The sequence below is a fragment of the Paenibacillus sp. ALJ109b genome, from assembly GCF_010747435.1.
GTDB classification, from domain to species: Bacteria; Bacillota; Bacilli; order Paenibacillales; family Paenibacillaceae; genus Paenibacillus; species Paenibacillus taichungensis.
The window spans coordinates 1-16,240 of sequence record NZ_JAAIFP010000017.1; the positions used below are offsets into that span (position 1 = coordinate 1).

14 protein-coding genes are annotated in these 16,240 nt (G+C 49.7%); 2 read left to right on the plus strand and 12 right to left on the minus strand.

The genetic code is table 11. The features are described from left to right. Positions 1-133: 133 nt before the first annotated feature. From G3352_RS17805 to G3352_RS17840, 8 genes are all read right to left on the minus strand, one after another. Positions 134-1,684, minus strand: a complete 1,551-nt coding sequence (locus G3352_RS17805) for an extracellular solute-binding protein (RefSeq protein ID WP_205524923.1) — start codon at positions 1,682-1,684, stop codon at positions 134-136. Between the two features lie 135 nt (positions 1,685-1,819). Then, positions 1,820-4,189, minus strand: a complete 2,370-nt coding sequence (locus G3352_RS17810; RefSeq protein ID WP_163758437.1) for a DUF4962 domain-containing protein — start codon at positions 4,187-4,189, stop codon at positions 1,820-1,822. Positions 4,190-4,223: 34 nt separating this feature from the next. Continuing rightward, positions 4,224-4,991 carry an SDR family NAD(P)-dependent oxidoreductase gene (locus G3352_RS17815; protein WP_163758439.1) on the minus strand — a complete coding sequence of 256 codons (768 nt, stop codon included), beginning with the start codon at positions 4,989-4,991 and terminating at the stop codon, positions 4,224-4,226. A 29-nt stretch (positions 4,992-5,020) separates the two neighbouring features. Continuing rightward, positions 5,021-6,859 carry a cache domain-containing sensor histidine kinase gene (locus G3352_RS17820; protein ID WP_163758441.1) on the minus strand — a complete coding sequence of 613 codons (1,839 nt, stop codon included), beginning with the start codon at positions 6,857-6,859 and terminating at the stop codon, positions 5,021-5,023. Further along, positions 6,856-7,893: a response regulator transcription factor gene (locus G3352_RS17825; RefSeq protein ID WP_163758443.1), complete on the minus strand. Its 1,038-nt coding sequence runs from the start codon at positions 7,891-7,893 to the stop codon at positions 6,856-6,858. The genes G3352_RS17820 and G3352_RS17825 overlap by 4 nt, the downstream gene beginning before the upstream one ends. Before the next feature lie 42 nt (positions 7,894-7,935). After that, positions 7,936-8,814, minus strand: a complete 879-nt coding sequence (locus G3352_RS17830; RefSeq protein WP_163758445.1) for a carbohydrate ABC transporter permease — start codon at positions 8,812-8,814, stop codon at positions 7,936-7,938. Between the two features lie 12 nt (positions 8,815-8,826). Continuing rightward, positions 8,827-9,744 carry an ABC transporter permease gene (locus G3352_RS17835; protein ID WP_063567852.1) on the minus strand — a complete coding sequence of 306 codons (918 nt, stop codon included), beginning with the start codon at positions 9,742-9,744 and terminating at the stop codon, positions 8,827-8,829. Between the two features lie 56 nt (positions 9,745-9,800). Next, positions 9,801-10,010, minus strand: a complete 210-nt coding sequence (locus G3352_RS17840) for a tautomerase family protein (RefSeq protein ID WP_064640394.1) — start codon at positions 10,008-10,010, stop codon at positions 9,801-9,803. Positions 10,011-10,290: 280 nt separating this feature from the next. Between G3352_RS17840 and G3352_RS17845 the strand changes: the two genes are divergently transcribed. After that, complete coding sequence (locus tag G3352_RS17845) at positions 10,291-10,869, plus strand: TetR/AcrR family transcriptional regulator (protein ID WP_063567826.1); 579 nt, start codon at positions 10,291-10,293, stop codon at positions 10,867-10,869. An 80-nt stretch (positions 10,870-10,949) separates the two neighbouring features. Next, positions 10,950-13,136: a YhgE/Pip domain-containing protein gene (locus G3352_RS17850; protein WP_163758448.1), complete on the plus strand. Its 2,187-nt coding sequence runs from the start codon at positions 10,950-10,952 to the stop codon at positions 13,134-13,136. 129 nt (positions 13,137-13,265) lie between these two features. Here G3352_RS17850 and G3352_RS17855 read toward each other — a convergent pair whose 3' ends face one another. From G3352_RS17855 to G3352_RS17870, 4 genes are all read right to left on the minus strand, one after another. Then, entirely contained in the window at positions 13,266-13,604 is a 339-nt protein-coding gene (locus G3352_RS17855; protein WP_163758450.1) for a DUF4190 domain-containing protein, read from the minus strand. Positions 13,605-13,780: 176 nt separating this feature from the next. Continuing rightward, positions 13,781-14,536 (minus strand): amino acid ABC transporter ATP-binding protein, encoded by a 756-nt coding sequence (locus G3352_RS17860; RefSeq protein WP_163758451.1) that lies wholly within the window; start codon positions 14,534-14,536, stop codon positions 13,781-13,783. 62 nt (positions 14,537-14,598) lie between these two features. Then, on the minus strand, positions 14,599-15,258 hold the full coding sequence (locus tag G3352_RS17865) for an amino acid ABC transporter permease (RefSeq protein ID WP_163758452.1): 660 nt from the start codon (positions 15,256-15,258) through the stop codon (positions 14,599-14,601). A gap of 112 nt (positions 15,259-15,370) precedes the next feature. Then, positions 15,371-16,141 (minus strand): amino acid ABC transporter substrate-binding protein, encoded by a 771-nt coding sequence (locus G3352_RS17870; protein WP_163758453.1) that lies wholly within the window; start codon positions 16,139-16,141, stop codon positions 15,371-15,373. Positions 16,142-16,240: the final 99 nt, after the last annotated feature.

Genomic DNA, 16,240 nt, shown 5'->3' on the forward strand with positions numbered 1-16,240 from the left:
GCTGTTATCCCCAGATTTTTTTGATTCCTCTTTTCAAAGGGGAAAATCCGGGGATAAAGGCGAACGCTCCGCTTCTTCAGGTTATTTCTGTCATCTCCGTTATCATGTAAATTGTATAGTTCAACTTAAATCGTTAGCGACGCGGTGCGGACACGCCTTCACCCTTCTTGAATTTCTCGGTGGCTTCTTTGATTGCCTGATCGCCACCCTTGGATTTCCATTCCTCTACCACTTTCGGCCAATCAGAAATTGGCTCCTTACCATAAACCATCTTGATCATGTGTGTGAGCAATACCTGAGGAGGTGTATCCGAATTGGGAGCAATATCGGGATTCTGTACAAAAGCTTCCAAACGCGGATCAAAGTTGATGCCATCCCGACCTTCTTTGGCTAAGATGGTATCGTAAATATTCATCAGCTTTCTGCCTTCTTCTGTCAGCGATAACGAGCCTTTATTGTACGTTGTGTCCTGTACGAACCATAAGAACGACTGACGGTAACGCTCTTCGTCCACACCAGCAGAGTCTGTTGGCGCTGTGTATGAAATCACGCCATTATCCTCTGTGTAGGTCTCTCCTTCTGTGCCGTATGTGAAAAACTTTTCGGCTTCGTCAGACACCATCCAGTTGAAGAAACGGATAATGGAAGCCGGATCAGCCGCATCCTTATTAATAAAGTAGGCACGTGTCACCGGACCGTACAAATAATAACCGCCCTTTCCGTCCGGGCCGACAGGGGATGGGATAATCTCGATTTTGGCATCGGGAACCGACGCTTTAATCTGCTTCTCCCATTGGATCAGTTCGTTGGCGTTCATGGACCACATGCCTGCCTTGCCAGAGAGAATCGTATTTTTGAATACGGTGGAATTGATGGTGGCGAACTCTTTGTTGATGAGCCCTTCCTCGTACATCGTCTTATAAACAGTTAGGGCTTGCTGCATATTCTCGTTATCCATGAATTTCGGTACAACCTGGTCGCCCTGCTGCTCCATCATGGACAGGAATTGCTGTACGTCATAGGCACCGAAAAAGGTATCCGCATATTTGAAATCCTCACGCCCCATATATGGATTCTCCACGCCGAGCTTCTTAAAGGCCCGCAAAACATCCATTGTCTCCTCAACCGTAGTAGGCACCGGTAGTCCCGTTTGATCCAGCAGATCCTTGCGAATCCAAGTTGCCCGGCGGGATGGATTGGATAAATATTCGGGGATGGCATAGATATGGCCGTCATGTGTTACCTGGTCCCAGGCTTCCTTCGGTACAGCTTTGAGCAAATCTTGCCCGTACTGTTGCAGCAGTTCATCCAACGGCTGAAATACTCCAGCTTCGACCGAGCCTGCCATCTCCTTGCCGTTGACGCCGCCGTCACCCTGCACTACGTCAGGAATATCATTGGTGGCAAACATCTGGACCATTTTCTGTTCATATTCCTTATGGGGCACCAGAACAATTTTCAGATCAGTATTGGTCAGATCCTCCAGTTTCTTCACCCATTGATCCTTGTTAATGTCGGGTGACTTCTCCACATACGTATACGCCAGCGTACGGAGTGAAATGGAGAATTTCGTTTTGCCGTCTCCCCCGCCCTCACCGGATGCCGCTCCGCTGCCTTTGTTGCACCCCGTCATAACAGCTGCCGCCAACAATAGCGCCATGCCTGAGACCATCCACTTTTTCATGCTACCCCTCTTTTCATCCTGATTTAGGTACCACTCATTGGTGAAGCGCTTTCAAATAGATGTTAAAACATCCCCACCGCCTGCAACAATGGGGATGTTTTAGATGAGATTGCGTTTTCTTTAGGTCAGCACTCCCTAGTACGTCTTGGATACCTCGATCTTCTTCGTTACACCGTTGTCGGTAAAATAGAGATGGATGCCGTGATCTTGGTCATCGATGAAATAGGGGACATACTTCGGCTCCTCGATTTTATATGGTACAAGCAGAGTCACAATCCTGTGGCTTGTGGCCAGCCGCGTTTCCGCGCTGAGATGATAATGTCTTTCCAACCCTTTATACTCTGCCGGGTCCACCTCTGCGAATTGATCCGTCTGGCTGAGCGACAACTCACCGGAGGATGCATATACAAACGTGCCCTCAAGCCCCGCCTTATTACCGTTCAGACGGAAGCTCTGCCCTTTCAGCTGTAGCGGGTGCAGTGCATGGAACAGCCATTGAACGCTGTCCGGCTTCTCCAGATCAATGTGGTCCACAATGACGAAATAGGATGATTGCAGAAAATGAATCTCCCGTACAACACGCTTCACATGGGGTACGGTGCTGGCGTAGGCATCGGTCGCTACCGCGCGCACATAACCATCGCCATCCCGCCAATAGGCCTCTTCGATCTGCCCGGTTGCGGCCATGTTCAGCACCTTGTTGTTCTCGGCATACTGACCTGTTCCACCAATCAGCAGGTTGTTTTTGGAACGTGTCTGCCTGCGCCATTCCCGGTGAAAGGAGCTGCCGTGCGCGATATAATAGCCCGTATCCGCCGCAAGCGGCTCACCGAATGCATGCAGGGTGAAACTGTTTTGATCCGCATGACTGTGGCTGATGGAGCCATAACGGCTCGATTTGAGCAGCAGCATAACATGCTCATCCGGATCGTCCATCCGGTGATGCATGGCTACCCACCCCACATCACGGAACCACTTAAGCGGCTCGATGTCCACAGGCGACTCTTCCTCAACCTGCGGATAATCGTGGCGGTATACCAAGTCGTCAAAGTTAAAGTCCCACCAACCGTAGTTATAAAAAGCTCCCTCTGTCCCCGGATCGGATTGGCGGACACGCTCAAAGTACCACTGGTACCAGCGGTTGCCTGTAACACCTGCCAGTTGGCGGACAAGATAGCCTGTTTTCAAGTTTACCGGGTCACCCAGCGTAGACTGATCTCCAAAGCTGGCGCGCCGAGCGTCGGGCGGGTACACGTAGAGTGGAAAATCTCCGGTACGCTGGAAGAACGGCCGACGAAAGAAATCGATGCCCGCATAGTTTCGCAACAAATTCATCGCTTCGGTCACATAAGCCATGCCTGTTGTCCAATACATTGGGCCTTCGGCCCAACCTCCATCACTTCCTCCCCAAGGGGAGTACAGACAGGCATAATAATCAATCGCATAATCCAGCCACTCTGCAGCCTGCTGCTCCTCATGCAACAAGGCCATACAGCAGGGCACAAGCACGGAAGACAATGAACGCACAGCATGGCTGTCATAAGGCACATGATGGATCTTCGAACGGACCATCACATGCTGGGCTACCTGTTCTGTTCGCCGCAGCAAACTGCGCCTTACCACCTCTTGCTCTTCACTGGTCAACTCATCATGCAGCCAATCATAGCCCCAAGCGAGCGCAGCTGCGACCCGAAAGGCCGACTCATCGTTATAATCACGGGAGGTCGTTCCCTCCGTATCCCAAGCCGCCACATGCAACAGCCAGGTTTTGGCTGCTTCAAGCAACCGTTCGTCACGTAGGACCCGCCCCGCGATGCTGAGATGACGAATCGCATATAACGTTTCCTGACAGTCAATGTACATTTGCCTCCAGAGCGAGGCGACACGTTTGTTCTCCGGGTAAGGCTGCGGTTCGCTGATCGGCTCGCGGTTGGCCCATGGCTCCACGGAATTTGCCATAAACACATCCCAGCCGCAATATGTAGCATCTGACGCAATGGCATCCGCAAGTTCCGTTAGCCCGCTCTCTCCGAGCCATAGCCGAGGGTGAGTCGTTTCCGTGGCAACATATCGCTGTGCCCGAGAAGGTATCGGTGTCTCGGGTAATCCCGCTGGTACTGTAAACCGCCTCACCTCACTCCATGCCGACATTTCCTGCTGCTTACCCAGCACAGCATCCGCTTTGGCTTCGCAATCTTGCTGCACTGGTTGATCTACAAGAAGCGCATATCGCCAATAATACTCCCCAGGTTCAAATACCCGGTCAGGCGTGAAAAAGTTATACGGGAGCGGCGCAAAGGTCATCGTCTCTTCTTCCTGAAAAGAAGGCCCCACCGAAATCTGCAGCAGATAGGCATTTTCATCCTCTTGCTGCGCCGCCATCCAGGTAAATCTCGGCGGATTTTCTGCCAGAACGGTATGTTCATCAGGAGCATAGTCCACATGGAACGGCCCGCTGATTGGTTGGTACAACGGTCTTTCTGCAAGCTTCCGCTTCACTTCCATCGTATCGTCCCCTCCTTATCGCAATGGTGTAGCATCAACGCATGTACATTCCGCCATTGATTTCAATCGTTTCTCCGGTTATAAAAGAACCCAGCTCGGAACACAGGTACAGCGCCGCTCCTGCGACATCATCGGGTGTCCCTTCCCGTCCAAGCGGAATGCTGCTTACCGCAGAAGTTCGTCCTTCCGCCGAGGTGAACGTAGCATGGAATGCCGTTTGCCCGATGAAGCCCGGGGAGAGGGCATTGACCGTAATCCCGCCAGGAGCCAGTTCTTTGGCAAGCCCTTTGGTTAACGCAATGACAGCCGCCTTGGAGGCTGCGTAAATAGCTGCACCGAGGCCGCCTCCATTATGAGCCGCTACCGAGGTCAGATTGATAATTCGGCCGCCTCCAGCCGCCCTCATGCCAGGAATGACCGCTTTAGAGACAAATACGGCGCTCTTCAGATTGACATCCATAATCCGGCTGTAAAGCTCCTCGCTCATCGTTTCAATGGGGCTCCGTTCCACCAGATGCCCCGCATTATTAACCAACAGATCAATCGGACCGCCGAAGTGGAGAGTAATATCTCCAACCATCGATTCTATGGCATTCGTATCGGTCACATCTGCCTGAAATGCAGCTGCTTCACCGCCAGCATCCCGGATGGCGGCAACGACCTCCTCCGCCCGATCCATATTATGCAGGCCATTCACAGCCACCTTTGCTCCGCAACGTGCCAATGCCCCAGCAATGGCAGCACCAATTCCTCCGCTGGAGCCGGTAACCAGCGCAATTTTGTTCTGCAAGTTAATATTCATTTTGATCTTCCTCCCTGTTATAGATTCAATTAAATCCGCTTGCTATGCTGATCTGCGGGAAGCGCCATCGTAATGGTCGTTCCCAAGCCTTGCTCACTCTCAATCATCAAGCCATATGTTTCTCCAAATACCAGCTGAATCCGGCGATGAACATTCATGAGTCCGATGCCTCCGCGATGGTATACATCATCGGAATCTTCGCCTGCCAGACGATTTAATTCCAGACGGTCACGCAGCTTCTCCAGGCGTTCCTCGCTCATGCCCATACCGTTATCCTGGACGATGACAAGAAAGCGATCTTCCAGGCGCCTAGCATCAATGCGGATAAAGTGACCAGGCTCCATGCCTCGCGGAAATGCGTGTTGTAACACATTTTCCACCAGTGGCTGAAGGGTGAGTCGGACCATTTTTTCCAGCAACAGATCCGGTGCAATGATGACCTCAACTTCAAGCTCCCGATCCATGCGATGTTTCATGATGGAAAGGTAGGCGAGCACATGCTTCAGCTCATTGGCAACCGTAATTTCCTCCAGATTGGTCTGAATGGAATAACGGAGCATATGAGCCATCGATTCCACCATCTGTGCAATTTCTTCGGAGTCCTGTACGACGGCATAACATTTGATCGTTTCCAGGGTGTTGTAGAGAAAATGCGGATTGATCTGCAACTGAAGCGCCTGAAATTCCGCACGGTGCCGTTCCAGTGCCTCCTGCTGAAGCTCGATTTCGGACTTCTGGCGACGCAGCTCCGACTCGTATACACTCTCAATCATGTCCGACAAGCGGCTGACCATCAGATTATAGCTGCGGATCAGCACACCAATTTCATCGCGCCTTTCCTTCATCTCCACCTTGTTCCAGATTCCCTTCTCCGTCTGTCTCATTCCGTTCATCAGCACACGAATGGGTTCCACTTGAGATGCTCCGATCCGGTAGGCCACGACAAGTGCAGCGAGCAAGGTCCCTGCACCAACCCATAAGGTGGCCGAACGAATCGTTGCAATCGGTCTTTGCAGCTCCGACAGCGGCACGGAAGCGACAAAACGCCAGCCCGAATAGGCAGAAAGCTCCGATATGAGTAGCCGTTTGGTGCCATCCATGTTCTGTTCCAGTGACCCTGCCTCCATGTGCATAAGCCTGTTCACAGTGTTGGACGGCATCGCTGTCTGCGCCTCTTCGTCCCCGGGTGTGTAGATTACAGTTCCGTTCTGATCCATCACATACTGATACCCACCTTGACCGAGGTCGAGTTCTCCCCATATTTTGTCAAGCTCCAGCACATTCACTTCCATCGCCAGTACTCCGTTGGGCGTATAGGAGGACACCCCTCTGATCCGGCGCGCGATCGTAATCACGTTGGCACTCTGTCCACTGCGAATACTGCGGGTAAGCAACATCGATTCGCCATTTGCAGGGGTTGCAGCCAGCAACTCCTTATACTGCTGTGCCGCGTCGATATCCGGTATGCCGGCTGAATTCTGGTTGTCGTCAATCACAACACGGCCGTTTTCCCCAATAACATACAGGAACTTGATCTGTGGGTATAACATAAAAACAGGCGGGAACACGTTCGTCTTAATCTGACGGCTGTACTCGTAATAGGCATAACTGTCCTCCGAATTCATATCGAGAAAGTGCTTCACACTTCCGTTCGAGAGGATGGAGTAGGTCGCACGATCATAATTTTGCAAATACAGATCAGTCTGGTACGCCGTATTGCGCATCGTTTGGGCGATGTTGTCCGCAAGCTGGTCGTTCATTTCAGTCGAGGCATAGGTATAGGTGAACAGGCCGATGGCGGACAGAGACAACGTAATCACGACGGCAAAATGAAAGAACAGGCGGATGGACAGGCTGCGCTTCATCATTCAATGCCCAGCTTGCTGCGGTATTCGGACGGTGTCAGTCCGGTAATTTTCTTGAATGTCTTCGTGAAATGGGGATGATCCGCGTACCCCACTTCGTAGGAAATATCCGTAATCCGGTTGCCCGGCTGTTCCAGCATGCGTTTGGCCAGTTCCATTTTGCTGCGTATCCGGTATTGGATAAAGGTCTGGCCTGTCGTTTGCTTAAATAGTTGGCTAAAGTAAGACGGGTTAAGGCCCAGCTTAGCAGCAATCTCGTCCAGTGAAACTTCGCGACGCAAGTGCTTCTCCAGATAGGCTTTTGCTTCTTCCACTGGATGCTTGCGCTTGCCACTGCGCTTTTCCTTGATCGTCTTCATTAACGTGTGGATCTCGTTGCCCAGAGCCTCGAAGCATTCTTTTGAGGAAGCGCTTTCATTTATCTCGCAGGATGTACTCATCGTACCGTTGCCACGTGCGTTCATTCGGGCCACAATCAATTCCAGCAATTCCTGAAAAAGCTCCGCTGTCTGCTCAGGCATCAACGAATATGCCGGATAGCGACCAGACCATGCTGCGAGCAGCTCCGTGACATCGGACTGTCTCAGCTCCCATATGGCCTCTTCCAGACGCATCGCCCAATCATTCAGCTCCCTCACGGGTACAAGGGACACCGTAGGTTTATCCTCTTCGGATGCCAGCAATTTGAGCAGCAGTTCTTGTAGCTCCTGTCGTCCCACAGGCTTCAGCAAATATCGCTTTACCCCATAATCCATACAGGCTCTTGCATATTCAAAGTCCGAATAACCGGAAACCACAATAATGCGCATCGTACTGCCTTGCTCGGATAAACGTCGACACAGCTCAATACCATCCATCGTCGGCATGCGGATATCCGTAAACAGGATGTGTGGCCGAAAGGCCTCTACCACCTGAAGGGCCTCTTCCCCATGCGCTGCCTGTCGTATCTCACAGTCGAACAGCCCCGCTTGCTTGATCATTTTTGCCAGACCCATCCGAATCATCGGTTCATCGTCCGTAATCAAGATTCTGAACATCGCCATTCCCCCGTTTCCGTCAGATCTGTATGCTTCTTGTACTTAAGATTTGACGGAGCCGACCATGATTCCTTTTACAAAATGCTTTTGCAGGAAAGGGTAAATGATAATAATCGGCAAGGTGGCGATGATGATGGTTGCCATTTTGATGCCTTCCGGCGATGTATGTGCAAGGGTGCTATAGACGGCAGATCCTGGATCGACGGAAATATCGTCACTCTCAAACAGCTTCTTGAGTGTTACCTGGATCGGCCACCAGGCCGGATCATTCAGATAATAAAGCGCGGTGGAATAGGCGTTCCAGTGGCCCACCGCATAGAAAATGCCGAGTGATGCCATAGCTGGTTTGGACAATGGAATAACGATACGCCATATGATGCCAAATTCCCCACAGCCATCAATACGGGCAGCGTCGATTAGTTCACCCGGCAGCTGTGCGAAGAACGAACGCATAACGAAAAAGTTAAAGGCATTAATCGCTCCTGGCACAATCAGAACCAGCGGATTGTTGACCAGATGCAGTTCCTTCATCAATATGAAGTTCGGAATGAGCGGCGCCGAGAACACAACGGTCACTAAGACAAACATGACGACCAGGGAGCGCCCCTTGTACTCTGGACGGGAAACGGGATACGCCAGCGATGCCGTTGCAGCGAGATTGACCAGCGTCCCGAACAACGTCACCCCAACAGATACCGCAAATGCCCGCCAGAACGAAGCATCGCCGAATACATATTCATAATTGATCCAGGTAAAAGCAACAGGCCAGAAGCTGACCTTTCCGCCCATGATCGCTTCCGAGCTGCTAAGAGATTGAGCCAGCACATTAATGAAAGGCAGAATCATCGTCAACGAGAGCAGCGTAAGAAAAACGAGATTTCCAATGCGGAATATACGGTAACGGACACTGGGGTTACGCATCAATCTCGCCTCCTAATACAGGCTTTCGCCGGTTGTTTTTTTGCTGAAGAAATTACCGAGTAGAACAAGCATTAAACCCACGACCGACTTGAACAACCCGATGGCCGTTGTATAGCTGTATTGCTGTGAGAGAAGGCCGGCTTTGTAGATATACGTATCGAGAATTTCTCCAGATTCCAGATTGAGCGGATTCAGGAATACGAACACACGCTCAAAGCCCAGATCGAGGAACTTCCCGATGTGCAGCAGCAGCAGGATCATAATCGTTGGCAGTAATGATGGCAGGGTAATCGACCATATTTGCTTCAAACGTCCGGCTCCATCCACCTCTGCCGCCTCATACAGATCGGGATTAATGCCCGCAATGGCAGCCAGGAAAATAATCGTTCCGTAACCGGAATCCCGCCAAATCCCCGAACCGATCAGAATGGAACGAATGTACGAGTCTTCTCCAAGAAAGTAGATCGGTTGCATGCCCAGAAATCCAAGTGCCTTGTTCACTACCCCGGCATCCATCGAGAAAATACCCATGAAGATACCACTAATGACGACCCAGGACAGAAAGTGAGGCATGTAAACAATCGTTTGCAGCAAACGCTTAAACACAATCATCCGTACTTCATTGAGCAGAATCGCCAGTAAGATCGGTACCGGGAATGCAATTACCAGATCATATAGTCCGAGCAGAAGTGTGTTGTTGAGAATTCGTAAAAAGTCATAATGGCTGAACATCTTCTGGAAATGCTCCAGGCCTACCCAATCACTTCCGGTAATGCCTTTGAAAATGTTGTAGTTCTGAAAAGCAATGATCGAGCCGAACAGAGGCACATATTTGAAAAGGAAAAAATACAGAATGCCCGGTACGGAGAGCAGATATAGTATCCGGTATCGCCACAGATAACGTCCCGCATCTCCGAGCCGAGTGCCCAGACCAGACGAGTTAAGTCTGGCTGTTCGTCGGCTTGGCGGCGCAATGTCCGCCGGCTTCACGTCTTCTCCCCTCCTTGCTTCTGTGATTGCATGGCTTTCAAATTATCAGGAACGTTCTCGTCCCATGGAATTTCATTGAATTCAACAGAAATATAATCCGGCTCACGGTCGATAATACGCGAGAGCTCGCGTGTGAACACCTCCACTATCTCCTGCTTTTGCTCATCCGTCCTGCCTTCATACAGCTTGATCGTAATTTCTGGCATCCGAGTTAAGCTCCCTTCACCATATAATGTAAACGCTTCAACAACTTCATCTTAGCGTTCCTGAGAGAGAGCAACAATGGACTGTCTTTTCGTTCACTTGTGTTTTCTTTAGGTGGGGATGATGGTGGAGGGCTAATATTTCGGATGGGCTTATGACAAACATCACTTCCTTCCTCCCCATTCAATGATACATTTGTTTACGACCAATTGACCAATTAAGTAATCCGGTCAACTCTGAGTTGTCTTTTATCATTGCATACGATCAGGAGGTGCATATGCCATGAAAACTATCGATCGAAGGCAGCAGGTCATTGACTCTGCTGAGAAATCGTTCGCGTTGTTTGGATACAAAGCCACTACAATGGAGCAAGTTGCAAGACTGGCCAATGTGGGCAAAGGTACGATCTATACTTTTTTCGAGAACAAGGAAGAACTGTTCGGAGAGATCCTCCACTCGATCATTACTGATATGAAGCGGATTACAGAGCAAACTGTGCAGGACGACAAACCATTTCTTGAGAACGTACACCAGAGCATGGACGCTTTGCTGGAGTATAGAGAGGAACATGAGTTGTTAATCAAGCTGTTTCAGGAGGTGAACGAGTTCGGCACGCCTCAGGCGAAGGAAGGTTTGCAGAAAGTAGAGACAGCCATTCTCGAATATTTAGAACGTCAAGTTCAGCGCGCTATGGAACTAGAGCAGATTCGCGAGGACGATCCCAGACTGGTCTCTTTTGTCCTGCTGAAGCTGTATGTCACCTTAACTTCCGATTGGAACAAAGCGCATCCTTCGCTGCACAAGGATCAGATCAAGGATTTCGTGGGCCTCTTTCTCAAAAGTGGATTATCCCCTACATAAAGAAAGATGTGAATATGAATCCTTTATCAATTAGAGATAGATATAGCAACAGAGTAGCGTAATGATGGGGAGAGAACATGATGAAATCATTCACTGTATTTGGGCAGGATTTGAAATCTGCCTTCAAGAAACCAAAAGTATTTATTCCGATTCTCGTGGTGCTGTTCATTCCGGTACTGTATAGCGGTCTGTTCCTCAATGCGTTCTGGGACCCTTATGGCAAAATGAATGAACTGCCTGTTGCCGTGGTCAACACGGATCAGGGGGCAACCTACAATGACAAATCGCTGGAAGTAGGACAGAATCTGGTCGATGAATTGAAAAAAAGTGATGACTTCAACTGGCAATTTGTGACCCGAGAAGAAGCCGAGCAAGGCATGGAAGACAACACATTTTACATGACGATTGTTATTCCGGAGGATTTTTCCGAGAAAGCAACCACTCTGATGGATGACCATCCACAACCGGCAGAGCTGATCTATGAACCCAATGAAGGATACAACTTCCTTGCGGGTCAGATTGGCGGGACAGCGGTCAAACAGATCAAATCCAAAGTCTCTGCGAAAGTGACGGAATCATATACGGAAACCCTGCTGGATCAGGTAGAGAAAATCTCTAGCGGTTTGGCAGATGCCGGAGACGGCGCAGGTCAGATCAACGAGGGTGCGGTTAAGCTGGATGAAGGTGCCTCCAAGCTGAAAGAGAACCTATCCAAACTGGCCGATGGAACCAACCAACTCGAAACAGGCATTACCCCGTTAAAAGAAGGCACGAACACCTTAGCTCAGGGTATTGATGAGCTTCATACAGGAGCCAGCTCCCTTTCCAAGGGTTTGTCCCAATTGGCGGCAGCAGGTACGAAGCTTGGTGACGGAGCAGCACAGGCTGAAGCTGGCGGCAAAAAGTTACAGGCTGGGATTGAATCTGCTCAGGAAGGAGTCGCAAAATTGGATGCTGGACTGGCTGCAACCGAGGAAGGCAGTGCCAAGCTGACCGCTGGATTGCAGACTTCAGTCGGAGGCAGTGGCAAAGTAAGTGAAGGGGCCAAGGCCGTTGCGCAAGGTCTTGCCCAATTAGCTGAAGCCAGTCCAGAGTTAGCTGCTAACCCGGCTGTACAGCAACTCCTAGCAGCAAGCCAGGCTGTTGCCGCTGGTAGCGAACAGGTATATCAAGGTGGACAGCAATTGCTCGAAGGCAACCAAAACCTGCAAGCTGCGCAGCAGCAGCTGCATCAAGGCAGCAGCCAGTTAGTGCAGGGTGAGCAGCAGCTTCTAGAAGGAGCAACGCAATTATCCGCTGGACAGGTGCAGCTTGCGACTGGCCTGCAGCAGTTCAACGCCAAGTTGTCTGAAGCTGCCGCTGGCGGAGCCAAACTTTCAGAGGGTTCGAGTCAATTAAACGCAGGTGCAGGAAAACTGGTTAATGGGTTGAACCAACTTTCAGATGGGATCACCACCATTGCCGATGGTTCCCGCAAGCTGGATAACGGCGCAGGAGATTTAAAAGAAGGTACTGCCAAGTTGAGCGACGGCTCTGGTGAGCTTGCCACCAAACTGAATGATGCCGCCGATCAAACGGGTAGTGTGAAAAAGACGGATGAACTCGTATCGATGTACGCAGAGCCCGTTCAGGTGGATGAACATAAACACAATGAAGTGCCCAACTATGGTACAGGATTTTCGCCATACTTCCTGTCATTGGGTCTATTTGTCGGGGCGTTGATTGCAACGCTGGTTGTACCAACACGCAGCAGCTCGGTTACCGATGCGAGTGGCTGGAATCGTTTTGTGAGCAGAACGCTGGCTTTCACGATCATGAGTGCCGTGCAGTCCCTGCTCGCTTCCTGGCTTGTCTTGTCCGGCTTGGGCCTGAAAGTCCAAAGCGTGCCTTTGTTCCTTTTATTCAGTTTCGTTACCAGCCTGACCTTCATGTATATCATTCAGGCTCTGGTTACTTGGTTAGAGAATCCCGGCCGCTTCCTGGCGATCCTCATGTTAATCTTCCAATTGACCACCAGTGCAGGTACGTTCCCGTTGGAGCTCATTCCGAATTGGCTGAAAGGTTTCAATCCATGGCTGCCAATGACCTATTCAGTAACCGGGTATAAAGCTGTTATTTCGAGTGGACAGTTCGGTGTGGCCTGGGATCAGATCGGAATTCTGTGCATCTTTGCGGTGATTGGTCTGGCAGCTACCTTTACCTATTTCATGATACATCGCACGAGTGAGGTCGAAGAAGTAAATAGTGAGGCAGTGCTTCACGTATAAAAAATGGAAAATAAAAAGCAAGGCATGTTGTAAGCAACACCCTCGCCACAACAACAGCGGGTGTTTGCTTATACACGGCCTTGCTTTTTTTGATCATGAAGAAAAAGAGGTAGGAAACTGCTCAAACACTTAGTATGTAGAAGTAACATTGGTACTTACCACAACAGTAAATAGCAGGACAAGTATAATGAGAATAGCATAGAGGGCCGTCCCAATTATCCCACAGACGAGACCCGCAATGGCCAACCCTTTCCCTTGTTCCATACGAATTCTGAGTTCTTTCAGTGCCAGCGCCGCAAATATGATAGCTACGATACCAATAAAAAATCCCAAGTATGGTATGGTGAGCGACAAAATCCCCAAGACAAGAGCTGCAATAGACTTGCTATTGGTTTTTGGTACTACATAAGGTGGTGGCGGAAGCGGATCGCTATAATAACGGTCCACATCATTGTGACGTTGATCCAAAGGTAAATCCTCCCTGTTTAATAAGTAGTCTTATTATACTTGATTAACTGGAAAAATATGCTCCATTATTTGTAAATATTCCGATTTTATTAAAAAAATCCGGATCCATCGTCGACTTTCGTCGAACCAATGAATTCGGATCCCGTTTACATTCATATCTCAACTCGTCTGAACTTCTATCCTTCCACTTCCACGCGCTGCAAAAACGTGCGTGTGCGCTCCAGCTTGGCATTGCCGAAGATCTGCTCCGGCGGACCCGCCTCGGCGATTTCGCCGTTATCCATGAAGAAGACGCGGTCAGCGACATCGCGGGCAAAGCTCATCTCATGGGTGACGATCATCATCGTCATATTCTCCTGTGCCAGCTGCTTGATGACGCGCAGCACTTCTCCGGTCAGCTCGGGATCGAGTGCCGAGGTCGGCTCGTCGAACAGCAGAATGTCGGGCTGCATCATCAGTGCGCGTGCAATCGCTACGCGCTGTTTCTGTCCACCGGACAGGTTAGCGGGATACGCATCCGCCTTGTCGGAGAGCCCTACTTTACCGAGCAACTCCAGACTTCGCTGCCGGATGATCGCTGAGCTTTCTTTTTTCAACGTCTTCGGTGCCAGTTCCAGATTCGCCTGTACCGTCAAATGCGGAAACAGGTTGAAATGCTGAAAGACCATGCCCATGCGATCCGTAATCTTCCGAATATCCGCGGCACCTGCATACGATCCGTTCTCAGCCAGCGCCTGGCCTTGAATACGAATGGTGCCACCCGAAATATCCTCAAGATGAATCAGGCTGCGCAGCATCGTACTTTTACCCGAACCCGAAGGTCCGATTACGGCAATAACCTCACCTGGCTCCACGTTAAACGATACCTGCTTCAGCACATCGAGTGTACCGAATGATTTTCTTAAATGATTTACTTCTATAATATGTGTCATATGCAGACAGTCCTTTGATTGATGAGATTGGATAACTTCATAAGCTTCTGTTCCGTTCGTTTTTACTCAAATGTATAACGTTTCTCCAGTGCCTTGAAGAACAAGGTGAGTACCATGGTCATTAGCAAATACATAATAGCTGCTATAACAAACGGCATCAATTTAAAATCCCGGTTTACTGCGGCCTGTGCGTAATGCAGCAGCTCAGGTACAGCAACAGCGTACAACAATGCCGTATCTTTGATAAGGCTTATGGATTCATTTGCAGTGGCAGGTAATGCTACCCGAAACATCTGCGGGATGATGACTTTCGTCATCGTCTGCCATTTGCTTAGACCCAGTACCTGTGCAGCTTCATGTTGTCCTTTATCAATCGAGAGCAATCCACCTCTGAAAATCTCTGCAAAGTACGCACCATAATTCAAAATAAAAGCCAACGTTGCCGCCGTAAAGCGGTCAAATACAAGATACTCCCCTACCCCTGGAAGCAGCGGCAGACCGAAGCAGAAGAACAACAGCTGAAGCATCAGCGGCGTTCCCCGCATCACATATACATACGTATGAGCGATCCATGCCAACGGCTTGAATCGGCTTTTCATCAATAAGGTTACTCCAAATCCAAGTGGTACAGACACTACAATTGCCACCAAAAATAAAAAGATCGTGGTCTGTGCCCCTTCAAGCATGGGCTTCATGACGCCCAATAAATACTCCCAGCTCATTGCAATCGGCTCCTCTAATCTGTTAACCCCGCATTCCGCAGGAGACTTGCTCCTTTTTGGAATCCGGGGTCATGTTGTTTACTACATATGTCAGGCAAATGGTGGCCTGATCCTATTTCAAAACCTCATCTTCACCAAACCATTTGGTGGAAATCTCGGCTGCTGTGCCATCGGCATTCAGCTCATCCAATACTTTTTGTAGCTGATTCAGCAGTTCTTCATTGCCTTTTTTCACACCAATGCCGTATTGTTCCGGAGCAAGGGATTCATCCAGCAGTTTGAACGTTCCCTCTTCCTTGGACATGTAATATCTCGCGACCACTTCGTCGATGATGACAGCATCCAAACGTTTCGTCTTGAGATCAGTAAGCGCCAGTACGTTGTCCGGGAATTCGGAAGCATTCACTTTATCCTTCAAAGAACTTGCCGCGAGTGCATCTGCCGCAGAGGACAAGGCCTGCAATCCTACATTTTTACCATCCAGTTCATCCAGCTTCGTAATCGGTGAGTCCGCGAGTGTGACTGCAACCTGGCTGTTCTCTAGATACGGCTTCGTGAACAGCACTTTATCTTTCCGCTCATCCGTAATCGTGTACCCGTTCCAGATCAGGTCGATTCGGCCGCTGTTCAGCTCCGATTCTTTGGAAGACCAATCAATGGGCTGGAACGTAATTTCTTTACCCATTTTCTCCGCTGCCGCTCTGGCATAATCAATATCAAAACCAACAATTTCATTCTTGTCATCCCGGAAGCCCATTGGAGCAAATTTATCATCTATCCCCACAATAATGGCATTATCATCTTTGCTTCCCGAGCTGGAACATCCCGCAACAACAATCATGCATATGCTGATCAATAATAGAAATATCGCTTGTTTTCTCATCTCTCTAACCCCTCCATGTCTATAACCAAAACCCAAACGCTTTAGTTCGTTACCACGTTATCAGAGTCTTATAATAACATAGCATAGGAGAAGAGTCGA